General features: G+C 29.0%; 10 protein-coding genes. 9 read left to right on the plus strand and 1 reads right to left on the minus strand.

Annotation, left to right across the window (positions count from 1 at the left end; all coding sequences use genetic code 11):
• Nucleotides 1-4: 4 nt before the first annotated feature.
• The gene (gene dinB, locus WG951_RS05945; protein WP_105049268.1) at nucleotides 5-1,219 is read right to left on the minus strand and encodes a DNA polymerase IV; all 1,215 of its coding nucleotides are present in this window, start codon (nucleotides 1,217-1,219) and stop codon (nucleotides 5-7) included.
• Nucleotides 1,220-1,271: 52 nt separating this feature from the next.
• Between dinB and WG951_RS05950 the strand changes: the two genes are divergently transcribed.
• The 9 genes from WG951_RS05950 (at nucleotide 1,272) to WG951_RS05990 (ending at nucleotide 17,402) form a co-directional block, all read left to right on the plus strand.
• Nucleotides 1,272-2,051: an XRE family transcriptional regulator gene (locus WG951_RS05950; RefSeq protein WP_105049269.1), complete on the plus strand. Its 780-nt coding sequence runs from the start codon at nucleotides 1,272-1,274 to the stop codon at nucleotides 2,049-2,051.
• Between the two features lie 792 nt (nucleotides 2,052-2,843).
• Nucleotides 2,844-3,998, plus strand: a complete 1,155-nt coding sequence (locus WG951_RS05955) for a tyrosine-type recombinase/integrase (protein ID WP_105049270.1) — start codon at nucleotides 2,844-2,846, stop codon at nucleotides 3,996-3,998.
• Between the two features lie 629 nt (nucleotides 3,999-4,627).
• Nucleotides 4,628-5,152: a hypothetical protein gene (locus WG951_RS05960; protein ID WP_105049271.1), complete on the plus strand. Its 525-nt coding sequence runs from the start codon at nucleotides 4,628-4,630 to the stop codon at nucleotides 5,150-5,152.
• Between the two features lie 167 nt (nucleotides 5,153-5,319).
• Nucleotides 5,320-5,979, plus strand: coding sequence for a hypothetical protein (locus tag WG951_RS05965; protein ID WP_105049272.1), 660 nt, complete (start codon nucleotides 5,320-5,322; stop codon nucleotides 5,977-5,979).
• Nucleotides 5,980-7,433: 1,454 nt separating this feature from the next.
• Nucleotides 7,434-8,234 carry a DUF1444 family protein gene (locus WG951_RS05970; protein ID WP_146105272.1) on the plus strand — a complete coding sequence of 267 codons (801 nt, stop codon included), beginning with the start codon at nucleotides 7,434-7,436 and terminating at the stop codon, nucleotides 8,232-8,234.
• A gap of 2,501 nt (nucleotides 8,235-10,735) precedes the next feature.
• Nucleotides 10,736-12,004 carry a Shedu immune nuclease family protein gene (locus tag WG951_RS05975; protein WP_105049274.1) on the plus strand — a complete coding sequence of 423 codons (1,269 nt, stop codon included), beginning with the start codon at nucleotides 10,736-10,738 and terminating at the stop codon, nucleotides 12,002-12,004.
• 166 nt (nucleotides 12,005-12,170) lie between these two features.
• Nucleotides 12,171-12,650: a DUF3592 domain-containing protein gene (locus WG951_RS05980; protein WP_105049275.1), complete on the plus strand. Its 480-nt coding sequence runs from the start codon at nucleotides 12,171-12,173 to the stop codon at nucleotides 12,648-12,650.
• 1,987 nt (nucleotides 12,651-14,637) lie between these two features.
• A complete protein-coding gene (locus WG951_RS05985) occupies nucleotides 14,638-16,518 on the plus strand; it encodes an HsdM family class I SAM-dependent methyltransferase (protein ID WP_105049276.1) in 1,881 nt (626 codons plus the stop codon).
• Nucleotides 16,515-17,402, plus strand: a complete 888-nt coding sequence (locus tag WG951_RS05990; protein ID WP_105049277.1) for a restriction endonuclease subunit S — start codon at nucleotides 16,515-16,517, stop codon at nucleotides 17,400-17,402. The genes WG951_RS05985 and WG951_RS05990 overlap by 4 nt, the downstream gene beginning before the upstream one ends.
• Nucleotides 17,403-17,449 lie beyond the last annotated feature (47 nt).

Below are 17,449 nucleotides of genomic sequence, written 5' to 3' on the forward strand. Positions count from 1 at the left end.
TCAATTATTGTTTTCTATGTGCAAGAACTAAAGGAGGTTCTCCATTAAAAGGATTGCTAAAACGACCAATAGATTTTGCTCCCATAGAAGCTGCTCTCATAATACTTTTATCTCCATATTTATTTCTAACGGTATCCATTGCATTGTATAAATCCAATAGTTGTTCCGTATCATCGAACAAATTAATTTGGTAATTACCATTGACAATATCAGATACTTTTACCCCAACCAATCGAATTAACAATCTTCGTTGATATAATTTTTTAAATAATTCTAAAACAGCAGGAATGATAATGTGATCTGCACTTGTATAAGGAATTTTTATTTGTTTGTTATACGTGTTAAAATCTGAATATCTAATTTTTACACTAATTACACCTGCTAACTTATCTCCTTTTCTCAATTGATAGGCTAAGTTTTCTGCCATTGCAAAAATGGTTTCTTTTAACTTTATCATATCAATAGTATCTTTTGTGTAAGTTCTTTCTGTGGATAAAGATTTACGTTCGTGAAAAGCAATAATGGGTGGATTGTCTATTCCGTTGGCTCGTTTCCAAATCGTTTTTCCATTTTTCCCCAAAACGCTTATCATCATTTCTAAAGGCATTTCTTGAATTACTTTTATTTTTTCTACCCCTAAATTCCTTAAAATTTGATACGTTTTTTCTCCAACTGATGGAATTTTACGAATTGATAATGGTGCCAGAAATTCTTTCTCAAACCCTGCATCAATCAACAATTGATTATTGGGTTTTGCTTCTCCTGTTGCTACTTTAGATACGATTTTGTTTTGTGACATTCCAAAAGAAATAGGCAAACCACTTTCTTTTATAATTCGCTGACGTAATTCAGAAGCATATTTATAGCTTCCAAAAAAAGCATCCATTCCAGAAAGGTCTGCATAAAATTCATCGATACTCGCTTTTTCAAAAATGGGTACTTTTTCTTTGATGATTTCTGTAACAATATTTGAGTATTTAGAATAAATGCTCGTATCTCCTCTAATAACAACTGCTTCAGGACATAACTTTCTAGCAATTTTCATTGACATACCAGAATGCACTCCAAAAGTTCTTGTTTCATAACTACAAGCCGCCACAACTCCACGATCTCCTGTTCCGCCAACCAACAACGGTTTCTTTTGCAATCGACTATCAATCAATCGTTCACAAGAGACAAAAAAAGTATCTAAATCGAGATGTAAAATATTTTTCTTCACATCACAAAATTAGCTACAAAAACAAACAATTATTGCTTACATTTGTAGTATTATGAAAATTATATCCAAAAACATACGTCATTTAAGAAGTTTAAAAGCGCTTTCACAAGAGCGTTTAGCGGACGATTTAAATGTAACAAGATCAAGAATAGGTTCTTATGAAGAGAACAGGTCTTCTCCTACTTTAGAGTTTTTAATAGATTTCTCTAATTATTTTAAAATCCCTATTGATATTTTATTGAAAAATGATTTGACAAAAACAAAAGATATTTCGTTTATAGAAGTTGGAAGCAAACGTGTTTTATTTCCAATTACAGTTGATGACGAAAATGAAAATTTAATTGAAGTCGTTTCTGCTAAAACTTCTGCAGGTTATTTATTAGGGTATGATGATCCTGAATATATTGAGCAGTTAGAAAAAATAAAACTGCCTTTTTTACCTACTGGTAAACACAGAGCATTTCCTATTAAAGGAGATTCTATGTTACCCATGAAAGATGGCTCTTATGTGGTTGCTGAATTTGTAGAAAATATTACAGATGTTAAAAATGGAACGTCTTATATCATAGTCACTAAAAATGATGGTATGACCTACAAAAGAGTCTATAATCAAATTGAAGAAAAAGGAAGTTTACTTTTAAAACCAGATAACAAAGAATATCAGTCTTATGAAGTTCCCTTAGAAGAAGTTTTAGAACTTTGGAAATTTACTTGCAGCATAAATACGCAAGAGTATGAAGAACATGAACTAAAATTGAGTAGTATTATGCAAATGTTTAATGGATTAGGGGTGGAATTAAAGCAATTAGAAAAATCTTTGAAAATGAGTTAAAAAAATTCGTTTTAACCTTTCAAGAATAAAAATCTTAATTATATTTGAATAGAAATTATATATAAATCAGAGTACACGATTCAGTACACGATTTTCTTAAAATAAGTCATAAAACAGGTTAAAATAAGAATTTACCATAAATTCATAACCCTGAGGTCACGGGTTCAAATCCCGTTCTCGCTACAAGCTTAAAGTTAATTAAATCAACGAATTGTGTCTCACAATTCGTTTTTTTTATGTCTACATTTTTCTTACTTTTACAAAGAGTACACGATAAAGTACACGATTGCACTATGAAATTGAACTTTTCTGAATAAAAAAAACCAAAGAAACAACTTCCTTCTTTTAAATAATTTTAAATATTAAATGGTTTAATTGTTTATTATTACAATATCAATAAAAGAGAAATTATTACTTGGAACATCAAAAGAAGTACTCTAGTAATATTTTATTCGAAAATAAAAAATAAATACTACAATCCTTTTAGAGAATATTAACTATATAAATCTAACCTGTTGTACATTTGGTGAAATTCTGTCAATATGAATGAATTTTACGATTGTAATGCGTAAAATTTGTATCGAGAATACGTATTTTAAATTATTAAATTGTTCTCTATACAATTTTAGTTCCTCAAAATCACTAGAACTGACATTTTATAGTTAAAAAAAGTATAAATGCGCAACAGGTTAAATCTAATCTTTTTTTATTGTTACTTATAATATTGTTTCTTTTTATAACAATTAATTCAAAAAAAAATGCTATATTTAAACTGCTATAAATTGAATAAGTTTGACATATCCAACAATATTTTTAGAACAAAAAACTCACAGAAAAGAACTTCGACTACTTTTAAAGTTCAATTACAACAATACACTTATTGAAGCAACTAGAAAATTAGATGGTGCTCAATGGAGTAAAACGCTACATAGTTGGCACCTTAAATATAGTGAAGAAAACTTAGCTCTTGTTCTAAAAACTTTTAAAGATTTAACAAACGTAAATTCAGATAAGCTCCCTAAAAAGGATTTGTTTAAGAGAAATTTAACTCCTGAAGAAAAAAAACTTCTTAATAATTTTTATCTTTTTTTAAAAGGAAAAAGATATAGTAAAAGTACCATACAAACCTATACTTTTTTTGTTGCTGATTTTATTAATTTTCACACAAATAAAGCTCTAGATGAACTTACAAATAGAGATGTAGAGCTTTTTATAGAAAAAGTATTTATAGAGCGAAATTACTCTGTTAGTTCTCAAAGACAATTTATAAGCGCTTTAAAAATTTTTATAATTTTTTATCCTCATACAAAGATTAACGATCTTGTATTAGAAAGACCTAAAAAATCTAGAAAACTCCCTAGTGTATTATCGCAAGAAGAAGTATTAACAATTATACAAATTACTCAAAATTTAAAACACAGAGCTATTTTGGCTTTAATTTATTCTTGTGGATTACGTATAAGTGAATTAATTAATTTAAAATTAACCGATTTCTATTTAGAAAGAAAACAACTTATTGTAAAAAATGGAAAAGGAAGAAAAGATAGATATGTTAGTTTAGCGGATAGTTTTTTACCTTTATTATCTAATTATTACTATTCTTACAAACCCCAATTTTATTTTGTTGAAGGACAAAATGGAGGTAAATATAGTGCAGAAAGTGTACGCCAATTTTTAAGAAAAAGTTGCTTAAAAGCAAATATTAAAAAAATTGTTACTCCCCACACACTTAGGCATAGTTATGCTACTCATTTATTAGAAAATGGAGTAGACATAAGATATATACAATCCCTTTTGGGCCATGCTAAACCAGAAACCACCATGATTTACACTCATGTAAAAAGAAAAGATCTAATGGATATACAAAACCCACTAGATATTGCTTTACAGAAAATAAATAAACATGATAATGAAAACAAAAAACTTTTATTATCCGGAAGAATTTGACCGATAATCAATATATTTGATTGCATATAACCCGTTGCCAAAAATTGTCCAGAACCACTCAAACCGTTGGAAAAAAAACAACAAAACTCTTGAATTTTAAAATCTTAGACACTCTCTCGCGAGTTAAAAATTTAGTTTTTTATAAAAATTAAAAAAGGTTAAAAATATAGAAATTCTTAAATAAAATTTGTGGAATTTTTACTCAAACTCAAAATTTAAAAAGGCGGAGAAATCTCGTTTTTTTTTAATAAAAGAAACCACTTAAATGTTGAATTTTCAATTATTGCGGAGTGAAAATTTTTGAGGAATTATCACTCAAACGCAAAATTTGAAAATTAGGAAAGATCTCATAAGTCAAAACATGAAAAAACACTCAATTGTTTAATTCCCAATATTTCGGAATTAAAAATATTGGCGGAATTATCTCTTGAACGCTAAATCTCGAAAATAATAACCAAAATCAGAAAAACAAAAAACAACTTTAGGCAACACCGTGTAAAAAAAATTGCTTAATTTTAGCTTAATAAAAATTAGTCGCATTTATATAAACTTCTATTTTCCTTCGGAAAATAGCCGTTCATTTTAATCGCAACTTTTCATAACACAACAACGTTACCACACATTTGAGAATGACGCAAAAACAAAGACAAATATTCTATCCAACAATTTTCTTTATTGGAATATTTTCAATGTACTTTCAAATACAGATTTTTCGGAATACAATCATTAATTGGTTAATTCCAGCGTTAATAATCATTGTATTCGGAATAATAGCATACGGAATTGATTTTCGAAATTTTAAAAATACTTACTTTCATTACAAAACGATAAAACTATATGCTTTGATAAACTATTTCATTGGATTTGGATTTATAGCTTGTTCTATTTTTATGTTTATGAATTATCACTTTGCTGACCAAAAAAACAAAAAGGAATCTTATAAAATTGTTGAACGGACTTTTATACGTGGCGGAACAAAATACAGAATCGGAGAACAACAACCTGTATTTACAATTAATTATAAAGGAATTAAGAAAGAGTTAGTTTTTAAACACCAATACTTTGAAAAAATGAATCAATACAAAACCGTTGAATTGGAAACTCGGAATGGACTTTTTGGATTTGACATTTTAGAAAATAAAAAACTGAATTAAAACAACAACGGAATAAAAACGTGTGGTAACAACGTGTATAATTAATTGCTTTGGACGTTGCTTATTTGGAAAATTCCTTCGGAATTTTCTCGCGTTCGTTTTTGTTTACTAAATTAGTTGCTTAAACACGCAACTAACCATACACAACAACGTTAGCTGTAATTTGAATGAACAAGAAAGAACAATTAAAAAAAGACTTAGATAAGATTACTAAAAGTATTGTTACCTTTCTTCAATCTTTTGAATTTTGCTATTACCTAAACTATCCTAAAACGGACAACATTTTAGATGAGAAACAGCTGAAGTATATTAACAATTCAGGTTTCTTTTCATTTACGAGATATGCACTTTGGCGTGTAACAATTATAGAACTTCATAAGTTGACTAATAACAATAAAGAAACTGACAAATACAACCTTCATCATCTAATTAGAAAACTAAAAAAAGGAGGGATTTATCAATCATTAAAAATTGATGAATCAAAAATTAGTGAATGGGAAACCGAATTAAAAAAACAGAATAAATCAATAGAACAAGTCAGTAGTTTGAGATTTAAGCTATATGCACATACTGACAATAATTATGAAAACGTAATTAACAACTCTGAATTGACATTAAAAAAAACGGAGGAATTAATAAACGTTTTAGTTAAAATTGTATTTGAAATATATTTAATTGTCTTCGATACTCATTTTGAATTCAAACCAATTCACGAAAAGAAAACGATTAGAAAAATAATAGATGATATCTTAACTAAACGTGAATCGGACAAAAATAAAGCTGTTGAAAAATTTATAGAAAGTGCGAACAAAAAAAACTACAGCTAACATCGTGTATAATTAATTGCTTGGTTTTAGCCAATTTACGAAAGTCCTCGCGGACTTTCTATCTGTGTTTTATTTACTAACTTTAGTGCTTAAAACACGCAACTAATCATACACAACAACGTTGGCAAAAACTGGTGAATCGAGCCGAATACAAGTCATTTAGTAAAATATAATTTTGGCTTTTTTTTAGTTTGTAAATCGGAATTCTGAAAAAAGTTAAACACTCTCTCGCTAATCAAAATTTTGAAAAGTTGGAGAATTTTCTAAATTTCACAAAAAAAGAATTTACTCAAATGCTGAAACCAAGATTGCGAAAAAATCACTCAAATGTGAATTTCTAAACTTTGCGGAATTGAGCAAAATGCGGAACAAAAACTGTGAGGAATTTTCTCTAAAACAAAGTTTAGTAAGGCTGAGAATTTTCTGAAAATTAAATTAAGTGAAAATTATTGTCGGAATTAAGCACGTGGGAAAACACTCAAACGCTGAAAACCATAAATGCGGAATTTTTACTCGGAATTTAATTTATCAAGTTTGCGGAATTGGAAATGCATTAAAAATGGAAATTACTGAAATGCGTTGTTGTAAATTAAAAATAACCCGAAATATGAACGAAATATGAAAATGGAAATAAAATAACGCATTTGCCAACACCTTGTATAAAAAATTGCTAAATTTGGCTTAATCAAGGTTTGTTGCATTTCTGTCAACTCCTATTTTCCTGCGGAAAATAGCCGTCGACTTAAAACGCAACTTTCCATACAAAAACACGTTGCCAAAAACTGGTGAATCAAGCCGAATACAAGTCGTTTAGTAAAATATAATTTTGGCTTTTTTTTAGTTTGTAAATCTGAAAAAAGTTAAACACTCTCTCGCGAATTAAAATTTTGAAAAATCGGAGAGTTTTCTAAATTTTACAAAAAAGGAATTTACTCAAACTCTGAAACCAAGATTCCAGAGAAATCACTCAAATGTGAATTTCTAAACTTTGCGGAATTAAGCAAAATGCGGAACAAAAACTGTGCGGAATTTTCTCTAAAACAAAGTTTAGTAAGGCTGAGAATTTTCTGAAAATTAAATTAAGTGAAAATTATTGTCGGAATTAATCACGTGAGAAAACCACTCAAACGCTGAAAACCAAAGTTGCGGAATTTTTACTCAGAATTTAATTTATCAAGTTTGCGGAATTAGAAATGCATGAAAAATGGAATTTAATGAAATTACTAGTTGTAAATTAAAAATAACGTGAATATTAAACGAAATATGGAAATGGAAATAAAATAACGCATTTGGCAACACCTTGTATAAAAAATTGCTAAATTTGGCTTAATCAAGGTTTGTTGCATTTCTGTCAACTCCTATTTTCCTGCGGAAAATAGCCGTCGACTTAAAACGCAACTTTCCATACAAAACAACGTTGCCAACAATATAAAAAAACCGAATCGTTAACATTTATGCTTACATTTTTTAAATCAAAATCTAACTTAACCGAATCGGAATTTGCCGAAAAATTTTTCGCTGAATTAAAAAAGAAAGTCAAAGGTTTGGAATTAGTTTCAATCAACGGACTTGAAGTTATTACTAAACTCAAAGATTCTGACAATTACAAACATTTTTTGGACAACTCTTACGCTGAATATAAAAATGACCCGAAAGATTTAAAAAACGTAATTGAAAAATATACATTCGCTTCCAAAGACCTATTTCTACCAGAAGAACCAATACAATTAAAAAGAATAGTTCCAGTAATTAAAGACAAAAGATATTTAATTGAGAGTTCTAAAATCATTGAGAATTTTGAAAACACTCACGTTTACGAAAAGTATAATTCTGAATTATACATATTTTACGCAGAGGATAAAGAAAATACGATTAGCTATTTCACAAAAGAAAAATTTGAGCAACTGAATGTAGGAATTGAAACAATAAAAGAAAAAGCAATTGAAAATCTAAATTCTGTAGTTTCTAAAATGGAAAGACACGGAGAAAATGGCTATTTTATGTTAACTTCTGGAGGAGATTACGAAGCAAGCTTAATTTTATTTGACATTTGGAATAAGGAAAACTTTCCAGTAAACGGAAATTTAATAATTGGAATTCCAGCAAGAGATATTGTATTTATTACTGGAACAAACGACAAAGACAATATCGAGAAATTAAAGAATACAATTAACGAAATTAATGAGTCAGGAGACCATTTAGTTTCAGATAAAATATTTGAATTTAGAAACGGAAAATTTGAACTGTGGAAATAAATACTGTTGGCAACACCGTATATAATTTATTGCTAGTTCTAGCCTACTTACGAAAATCCTCGCGGATTTTCTATTCGGTTTTTATTTGCTAAATTACGTGCTGAACCACGCAACAAACCATATACAAACACGTTGCCAAAAACTGGTGAATCGAGCCGAATACAAGTCGTTTAGTAAAATATAATTTTGGCTTTTTTTTAGTTTGTAAATCGGAATTCTGAAAAAAGTTAAACACTCTCTCTCGAATTAAAATTTTGAAAAATCGGAGAGTTTTCTAAATTTTACAAAAAAGGAATTTACTCAAACGCTGAAACCAAGATTGCGGAGAAATCACTCAAATGTGAATTTCTAAACTTTGCGGAATTCAGCAAAATGCGGAACAAAAACTGTGCGGAATTTTCTCTAAAACAAAGTTTAGTAAGGCTGAGAATTTTCTGAAAATTAAATTAAGTGAAAATTATTGTCGGAATTAAGCACGTGAGAAAACACTCAAACGCTGAAAACAAAAGTTGCGGAATTTTTACTCAGAATTTAATTTATCAAGTTTACGGAATTGGAAATGCATGAAAAATAGAATTTAATGAAATTACTAGTTGTAAATTAAAAATAACGTGAATATTAAACGAAATATGGAAATGGAAATAAAATAACGCATTTGGCAACACCTTGTATAAAAAATTGCTAAATTTGGCTTAATCAAGGTTTGTTGCATTTCTGTCAACTCCTATTTTCCTGCGGAAAATAGCCGTCGACTTAAAACGCAACTTTCCATACAAAACAACGTTGTAAAAAACTACTGAATCGCGCCAGAAACAAATAATTTATTTTAAATTAACTTTTGGCTTTTAAGTTTGAAAACCTAAATGTTGGAGAATAAATTTTCAGAAATATGAAACACTTTCTCGCGAGTGAAAATTTCTCTAAATTGGAAAGTTTGAGAAATTTAATAAAAAGGTTTTACTCAAACGCTTGAGAACCCAAATTGCGGAATTCTTACTCAACCTCTGAATTTATAAAGTTTGAGGAATTCAGCAAAACACTAAAAAAAGGTCTTGCAAAATTGGAGATTTTTAGTATTTAAAAAATAATTTACTCAAACTCTGAAAACCAAAATTGCGGAAAAAAAATAAAAATGCTGGAATTCTTACTCAAACGATAAATTTGGAAATTTAGTAAAACACCAAAAATCAGAATTGCTGAATTAATTCTTAAAAATAAATCTAAAAAAATAAAAGTTGAATTAGTAGAAGCTAAAAAAACCAAAACTATGGAAAAATTAAACACGCATTTTACAACAACTTGTATAAAAAATTGCTACTTTTAGCTTAAACAAAAACTGTTGCATTTTTGTAAACTTCTGAATTTCCGTTGGAAATTCCTCGTTCACAAAAATCGCAACTTTCCATACAAAAATACGTTGCCAAAAATTATCCAGAAACACTCAAACCGTTGGAAAAAAAACAATAAAACTCTTGAATTTTAAAATGTTAGACACTCTCTCGCGAGTCAAAAATTTAGTTTTTTATAAAAATTAAAAAGGTTGAAAATATAGAGATTCTTAAATAAAGTTTGTGGAATTTTTACTCAAACTTAAAATTTTAAAAGGCGGAGAAATCTCGTTTTTTTTAATAAAAGAAACCACTCAAATGTTGAATTTCTAATTATTTCGGAATAAAATCTTTGCGGAATTTTCACTCAAACGCTTAATTTTAAAATACGGAAAGATCTTGAAAATCAAAACATGAAAAAACACTCAAATGTTGAATTCCAAATATTGCGGAATTAAAAATATTGGCGGAATTGTCACTCGAACGCTAAATCTCGAAAATAATAACCAAACTAGGAAAAACAAAAAATAACTTTAGGCAACACCGTGTAAAAAAAATTGCTTAATTTTAGCTTAATAAAAATTAGTAGCTTTTCTATAAACTTCTATTTTCCTTCGGAAAATAGCCGTTCATTTTAATCGCAACTTTTCATAACACAACAACGTTGCCAAAAATTGTCCAGAACCACTCAAACCGTTGATAAAAAAAAATAAAACTCTTGAATTTTAAAATGTTAGACACTCTCTCGCGAGTCAAAAATTTAGTTTATTATAAAAATTAAAAAGGTTGAAAATATATAGATTCTTAAAACAAAGTTTGTGGAATTTTTACTCAAACTCAAAATTTTAAAAGGCGGAGAAATCTCGTTTTTCAAGAATAAAGGAAACCACTCAAATGTTGAATTTCCAATTATTGCGGAATGAAAATCTTGGCGGAATTAAAAATATTGGCGAAATTATCTCTTGAATGCTAAATCTCGAAAATAATAACCAAAATAGGAAAAACAAAAAACAACTTTAGGCAACACCGTGTAAAAAAAATTGCTTAATTTTAGCTTAATAAAAATTAGTCGCATTTATATAAACTTCTATTTTCCTTCGGAAAATAGCCGTTCATTTTAATCGCAACTTTTCATAACACAACAACGTTGCCAGTAATACCGAAAAACAAAAAATGAGAAAAAACATAAGTAAGGAACTTGATTATTTTAGACAACGTAGTTCTTCAAGAATATATGTAAGTAAATCGTTTCCTTATTTGAAATTTAGAGGCATTTTTACTAATGAAAAACGGTTTGTCAAAAAAGTTTTCAAAAAAGAAACTATTAACGAATTTGCCGAAGTTAAAGGAGAAATTGTACTTCGAGAAACTGGAATTTTTGAAAATAAATATCAAGTAAGCGCAATTGTTTACTCAATTAAAGACACAAATCTTTTAGAATTTACTTTACAAAAGTTTACAGAAAATCAAGAGACAGGAATTTCTACACCAATTCAAGAAACTGCCTTTTCGTTTAGTCAAGATGAATTTACCGAATTACTAAAATTCTTGAGTGATTTGAAATTTTTAGACTTTTCTAATAAAGATAGATTTGTAATAGAAGAAGGAACTTTACCAAATAGAAAAATCTTATTAAACTTAACAAAACCTGACACGAGCAAAATTTTAGTTGACAAAGATTTAGCAGAATTAGTCGATAAATTGTCTGACTTAGATAAAGACAAAAGAGAATCTGTTCTGGAAACTTTACGAAATAATGTCTTAACAAAACAAGATTTGAATATTCTCTCAGGTAGAAAAGATGGTTTAGAAATATTTAAAGAGCTTTTTACGAAAGATATTACAGAACCTGAATGGCAAGTGTTTTTTAAACAGAATTCTTGGATTTTCGGTTATGGTTTAGATTATAGGTTTTTAAGTATTTTACAAAGAGAAGCTTCCGTTTCATCAACTGATTTGGATGGAAAAAACGAAGTTAAGTTGGACTATTTACTTGGCGATAAAAATTTCACCATTATTGTTGAATTAAAACGACCTGACACACCTCTATTTGAAAAAGACAAAAATCGTTCAGAATCTTGGAAACTATCAAAGGACCTGACTTATGCAGTATCTCAAATTCTTTCTCAAAAAGCAGAATGGGAAATAAAAGCTCAAACAGACCAATTCGATGAAAATGGAGATAAAATTGAACAAGATACAGTTGACCCAAAAACAATTTTAATAATCGGAAACACCAATCAATTTTCAGGTTCCACAAAAACGGATTTAATTAAGAAAAAGACATTTGAATTATATCGCAGAAATTCAAGAAATATTGAAATAATAACTTACGATGAACTTTTAGAAAGAGCACAGTTCATTGTAAATGACGGAACAGTTAGCGAGGAAACGGAAGAAAAAAATCAAGTGGAAAACGACTATGATGATTTACCATTTTAGAAAAGTACTACTGGCAACACCGTATATAATTTATTGCTAGTTCTAGCCTACTTACGAAAATCCTCGCGGATTTTCTATTCGGTTTTTATTTGCTAAATTAGGTGCCTAAACCACGCAACAAACCATATACAAACACGTTGGCATTCATTAAAAAAACGAAAATATAATGACACGATCAAGAAAAAACTATATCATAGTTTTCTTAATATCATTTGTACTTATTTGGTTAAGTACAATTTTTTATTTTGACAAAAATGAATTTGATATTGAATTTAGAGAAAAAGGAATAACTACAGCTACAATTTTTAACTTCGGAACAGAAGAAGTAATTGAGGAATATAATGACGGAAGGAGTGTTGATGTTTCTGATGTTGAATATATAGAATACTCTTATGTTGTAAATGGGAAAAGTTATAAATATGGTAGTGAACATTTTCCAAACGGATACTCTATTGGCGATAAGATTGAAATAGAATATGTGAAAGGTAATCCTTTAAGCAGTCGTTTAAAAGGTCTTGAACGTTATAAATTTAATTTTTTTATAAGGAATTTATTAATGGTAAGTATTTTCTCTTTTTTACTTATGCTCGCTACTTTTTATATATTAGGTCTAATAAATAATAAAGATACTGGATGGGAAAGTTAGAAGAAAAAGTTTGACTTTAAAAGTATTGAACAATCTGACTAATGAAAATTAAAAAAACATAGGAATTTACTCAAACTCTGAAAATAAAAAAGACGGAATTCTCAATTAAATGTACAATTTAAGTAAATTAGAAAAGTAAATATTACGAAATTAAAAACTGAAAAAATAACGAAATGCCAACACCGTATATAATTTATTGCTGGCTTCTCGCCTACTTACGAAAGTCCTCGCGGACTTTCTTGGTTGGTAATTATTTACTAAATTAGTTGCTCAAACCACGCAACAAACCATATACAAACACGTTGCAAGTAATTGGCGGAAACCACTCAAGCACTTGAAATTTGCGGTTCAAAACTCTTGAATTTAAAAACGGAAAAAAGCTAGACACTCTCTCGCTAGGCAAAATTTGTAAAATTGGAGAGTTTTAGAAATTTAATCAAAATCAATTTACTCAAACCTTGAAAACCCAAAATTGCGGAATTTAGCAAAATGCCGGAATTTTCACTCAAATCCTGAATTTAGCAAGTTTGAGGAATTTAGCAAAACACGAAAAATCTAGAGCCTGAAATTCACTCAAACCTTGAATGACAAACTTGGCGGAATTACCACTCAAACGTTGAATTTTGAAAAATGAAAAAATACTACAAACTGAAAAAAAAACCAACTACTTGCAACACCGTTTATAAAAAATTGCTAAATTGTGCCTTATCAAAACTAGTCGCGTTTTTGTAAACCCCTATTTTCCTTCGGAAAATAGCCGTTCACTTTTAAACGCAACTTTCCCATAAACAACAACGTTGCAAGTAATTGGCGGAAACCACTCAGACACTTGAAATTTGCGGTTCAAAACTCTTGAATTTAAAAACGGAAAAAAGCTAGACACTCTCTCGTTCGGCAAAATTTGTAAAATTGGAGAGTTTTAGCAATTTAATCAAAATGAATTTACTCAATCCCTGAAAATCCAAAATTGCGGAATTTAGCAAAATGCCGGAATTTTCACTCAAACCCTGAATTTAATAAGTTTGCGGAATTTAGCAAAACACGAAAAATCTAGAGCGCGAAATTCACTCAAACCTTGAATGACAAACTTGGCGGAATTACCACTCAAACGTTGAATTTTGAAAAATGAAAAAGTGCTACAAACTGAAAAAAAACCAACTACTTGCAACACCGTTTATAAAAAATTGCTAAATTGTGCCTTATCAAAACTAGTCGCGTTTTTGTAAACCCCTATTTTCCTGCGGAAAATAGCCGTTCACTTTTAAACGCAACTTTCCCATAAACAACAACGTTGGCAAAAACTGGGCGAAAGTATAATCCGCAAGTAAAAGTTCTTTTAAAAACATTTAGCTTTAAAGTCTGAAAACTCAAAAAAGCGAAATAAAACGTTTGAAAAATTAGTTTTTCGGAACACTCTCTCGCGAATCAAAATTTTGAAAAGTTGGAGAATTTTCTAAATTTCACAAAAAAGGAATTTACTCAAATGCTGAAACCAAGATTACGGAGAAATCACTCAAATGTGAATTTCTAAACTTTGCGGAATTGAGCAAAATGCGGAACAAAAACTGTGCGGAATTTTCTCTTAAACAAAGTTTCGTAAGGCTGAGAATTTTCTGAAAATTAAATTAAGTGAAAATTATTGTCGGAATTAAGCACGTGGGAAAACACTCAAACGCTGAAAATCAAAGTTGCGGAATTTTTACTCGGAATTTAATTTATCAAGTTTGCGGAATTGGAAATGCCTGAAAAATGGAATTTAATGAAATTACTACTTGTAAATTAAAAATAACCCGAAATATGAACAAAATATGAAAATTGAAATAAAATAACGCATTTGCCAACACCTTGTATAAAAAATTGCTAAATTTGGCTTAATCAAGGTTTGTTGCATTTCTGTCAACTCCTATTTTCCTGCGGAAAATAGCCGTCGACTTAAAACGCAACTTTCCATACAAAACAACGTTGGGTGTAATTAAAAAAAAACTAAATGACGAAAAAAAGAATATCTGAATACACATCCTATATCTGGATAAAAAACGAATTACAAGAACTCGATTGGAATACAAAAAACCCGAATAGAAATTCAGATGGACAAGTATACACGCAACAAGAATGTCTTGATAATGAACAAATCAAAAAACAATTAGTCAAGAAAAAGCCTGAATATGTTTGCAAAATAAATGAAGATAACTTTTACGTAATTGAAGCCAAAGGTCAAATTGAAGAAATAGACAAAGCATTTCAAGAGGCTTGTGATTATGCCACACTTATAAATAAAAGTAAACTAATTAAAGCTCCAATAGTTTCTGGAGTTGCTGGAAATGATGAAGATGGATACATTGTAAGAAGTGCTTTTTTAGAAAAAGGGATTTTTAAAACAATAAATTATCATAGCAAGGAAATAACAAGTTTAATTAGCCCTTCCCTCTGTATAGAATTAATCGAAAATAAAAGTTCATCAATCAAAGAACTAGAAATTAATGAAAAACAACTTCTAGCCACTGCCGAAGATATCAATGAAGTTTTACATTTGGGCTCAATAAATAAAGATGAAAGAGCTTCGGTTATGGCTACATTGCTCTTGTCTTTAATTGATGATACAAAACCAAATTATAATGCATCTGCAACTGTTTTTGTTAAAGATGTTAATAATCGAGCCGAAGAAATTCTAATTCAGCATAATAAAAGAGACTTTTTTAAGCATATTGAAATTAAACTTCCAAGTAAGGAAGAAGCTAGAAAAAAATATAAAAAGTCTTTAGTATCTACAATATTCAAACTTAAAAAGATAAACATTAAAGCAGCTATGTTTTCTGGAACAGATGTTCTAGGTAAGTTCTATGAAGTATTTTTAAAATATGGTAATGGAGCGAAAGATATTGGTATTGTTTTAACACCAAGACACGTAACAACTTTTGCTTGTAATATTTTAAACATTACTCATCAAGATGTAGTATATGACCCAACTTGTGGAACAGGTGGATTTTTAGTTTCTGCTTTTGATTATGTAAGGTCAAACTCAAGTGAAGAACAACTTTCTGAATTCAAAAAACATAGAATTTTTGGTATTGAACAACAACCTAAGGTTGCATCTCTAGCAATTGTTAATATGATTTTCAGAGGAGATGGAAGTAATAATATAATAGATGATAATTGTTTGTCAGTTGGTTTAAAGAGATTAGTTCTTAATAGTTCAACAACTGGAGAATATGTAAAGACTGGAGAAAATATAAACTCCAAAGTTGTTTCAAAAGTATTAATGAATCCTCCTTTTGCTCTAAAAGATAAAGACGAAAAAGAATATAAATTTATTCAACACGCACTTGACCAAATGATTGATGGAGGATTATTATTCGCCATAATACCATTATCTGTTCTTACAAAATCTGGCGTTTCTAAAAAATGGAGACAGAATCAATTATTAAAAGAAAACACAGTCCTTTCTGTTATTTCATTACCGGATAAATTATTTTATCCTGTTGGTGTGCATACTTGTGCATTAATTGTCAAAAAAGGAGTTCCACATCCAGAAAATCAAAAAGTTTTTTGGGCAAAATGTAATGAAGACGGCTATTTAACAAAAAAAGGTAAACGACTTAAAAACGATAGTATAGAAAATCATCTTGAACAAATTGAGGATAAACTTAAACTCTTCATTTTAAATTCAAATACTAAAATAAATAACATACCTGAATTTCAAAAATCAGAAAAAATTGATTTTAAAGATAATTTGTTAGAGTTAGTTCCAGAAGCTTATTTAGACCAAAAAATTCCGACTAAAGAAGAAATAATGATTGGAATTGATGAATTAGTGAGAGAAGCAGCAGCATTTATTATTAGGTCAAAAAATGAAAATGAAATTATATGAAAAATATTAATGACATTTTCGATTTTCTAACAGGTAATCTTCCTGCATTGGAAAATACTGACGAGGGAGACATTCCATTAATTTATGGCACTTCATTTAATAATGGAGTTATCAAACTAGTTGAAGTCGAGAGCGAAGAAAACATTTTTCAACCTCCATTAATAACAGTTTCTTATTTAGGTACTGCATTTGTTCAAATACTTCCATTTACAACTTCTGTAGTAGATAAGAGTAATATAATTATTCTTAAACCCAAGAATAAAATGACTTTATCTGAATTGTATTTCTACTGCTTTCAAATTAACACAACTGCTAAATTCGGTTTCCATTATGGGAGACGAATGAATATGGCTAGACTACGAAAGGTAAACGTATTGGAGTATGATAAGAGTAAATACGAAACAAAAATAGATATTAAAGGCTTGTTACCTCAAATCCAATTAGATGAATATTACAAGATAAATTTACTCAATAAGTTTTTAGACATTAATAAAATATTTGATGTAGTAAATGCGAAATCAAGTGGATTTAGTTCCTACGATATTGGGGAAATTCCATTTATTTCAAATGGAATAATGAATAATGGAATAATAGGTTATGTTTCTCCATTAGACACTGATAGAGTTTTTAACAAAAAAGGAATTTGTGTTTCTGCATTTTGTGAAGCAACTATACATAACCCTCCTTTTTTACCGAGAGGAAATGGAGGAAGTGGATTAATAGTTTTAATTCCCAAAAAAGAAATGACTCACGAAGTTTTTGTTTACTATGCTGCTTATATAAATAAATATTGTAGTTGGAGATTCTCTTATGGCAGAATGGTAACATTGGCTAGATTAAAAAAGATGGAACTTCCAGAAATAACTACACCCAACAATGTATAAAAATAATAGCGGTTTAATCGCTAAAATGAAAGTAAGTAAATATAAAA

The organism is Polaribacter butkevichii (assembly GCF_038024105.1).
Classification (GTDB): Bacteria; Bacteroidota; Bacteroidia; order Flavobacteriales; family Flavobacteriaceae; genus Polaribacter; species Polaribacter butkevichii.

Excerpts from the sequence above, each read along its gene's own strand:
- WG951_RS05965 (WP_105049272.1), top strand. The coding sequence starts at position 5,320 with ATGAACAAGAAAGAACAATTAAAAAAAGACTTAGATAAGATTACTAAA.
- WG951_RS05970 (WP_146105272.1), top strand. The coding sequence starts at position 7,434 with ATGCTTACATTTTTTAAATCAAAATCTAACTTAACCGAATCGGAATTT.
- WG951_RS05950 (WP_105049269.1), top strand. The coding sequence starts at position 1,272 with ATGAAAATTATATCCAAAAACATACGTCATTTAAGAAGTTTAAAAGCG.
- WG951_RS05980 (WP_105049275.1), top strand. The coding sequence starts at position 12,171 with ATGACACGATCAAGAAAAAACTATATCATAGTTTTCTTAATATCATTT.
- WG951_RS05960 (WP_105049271.1), top strand. The coding sequence starts at position 4,628 with ATGACGCAAAAACAAAGACAAATATTCTATCCAACAATTTTCTTTATT.
- WG951_RS05990 (WP_105049277.1), top strand. The coding sequence starts at position 16,515 with ATGAAAAATATTAATGACATTTTCGATTTTCTAACAGGTAATCTTCCT.
- WG951_RS05975 (WP_105049274.1), top strand. The coding sequence starts at position 10,736 with ATGAGAAAAAACATAAGTAAGGAACTTGATTATTTTAGACAACGTAGT.
- WG951_RS05985 (WP_105049276.1), top strand. The coding sequence starts at position 14,638 with ATGACGAAAAAAAGAATATCTGAATACACATCCTATATCTGGATAAAA.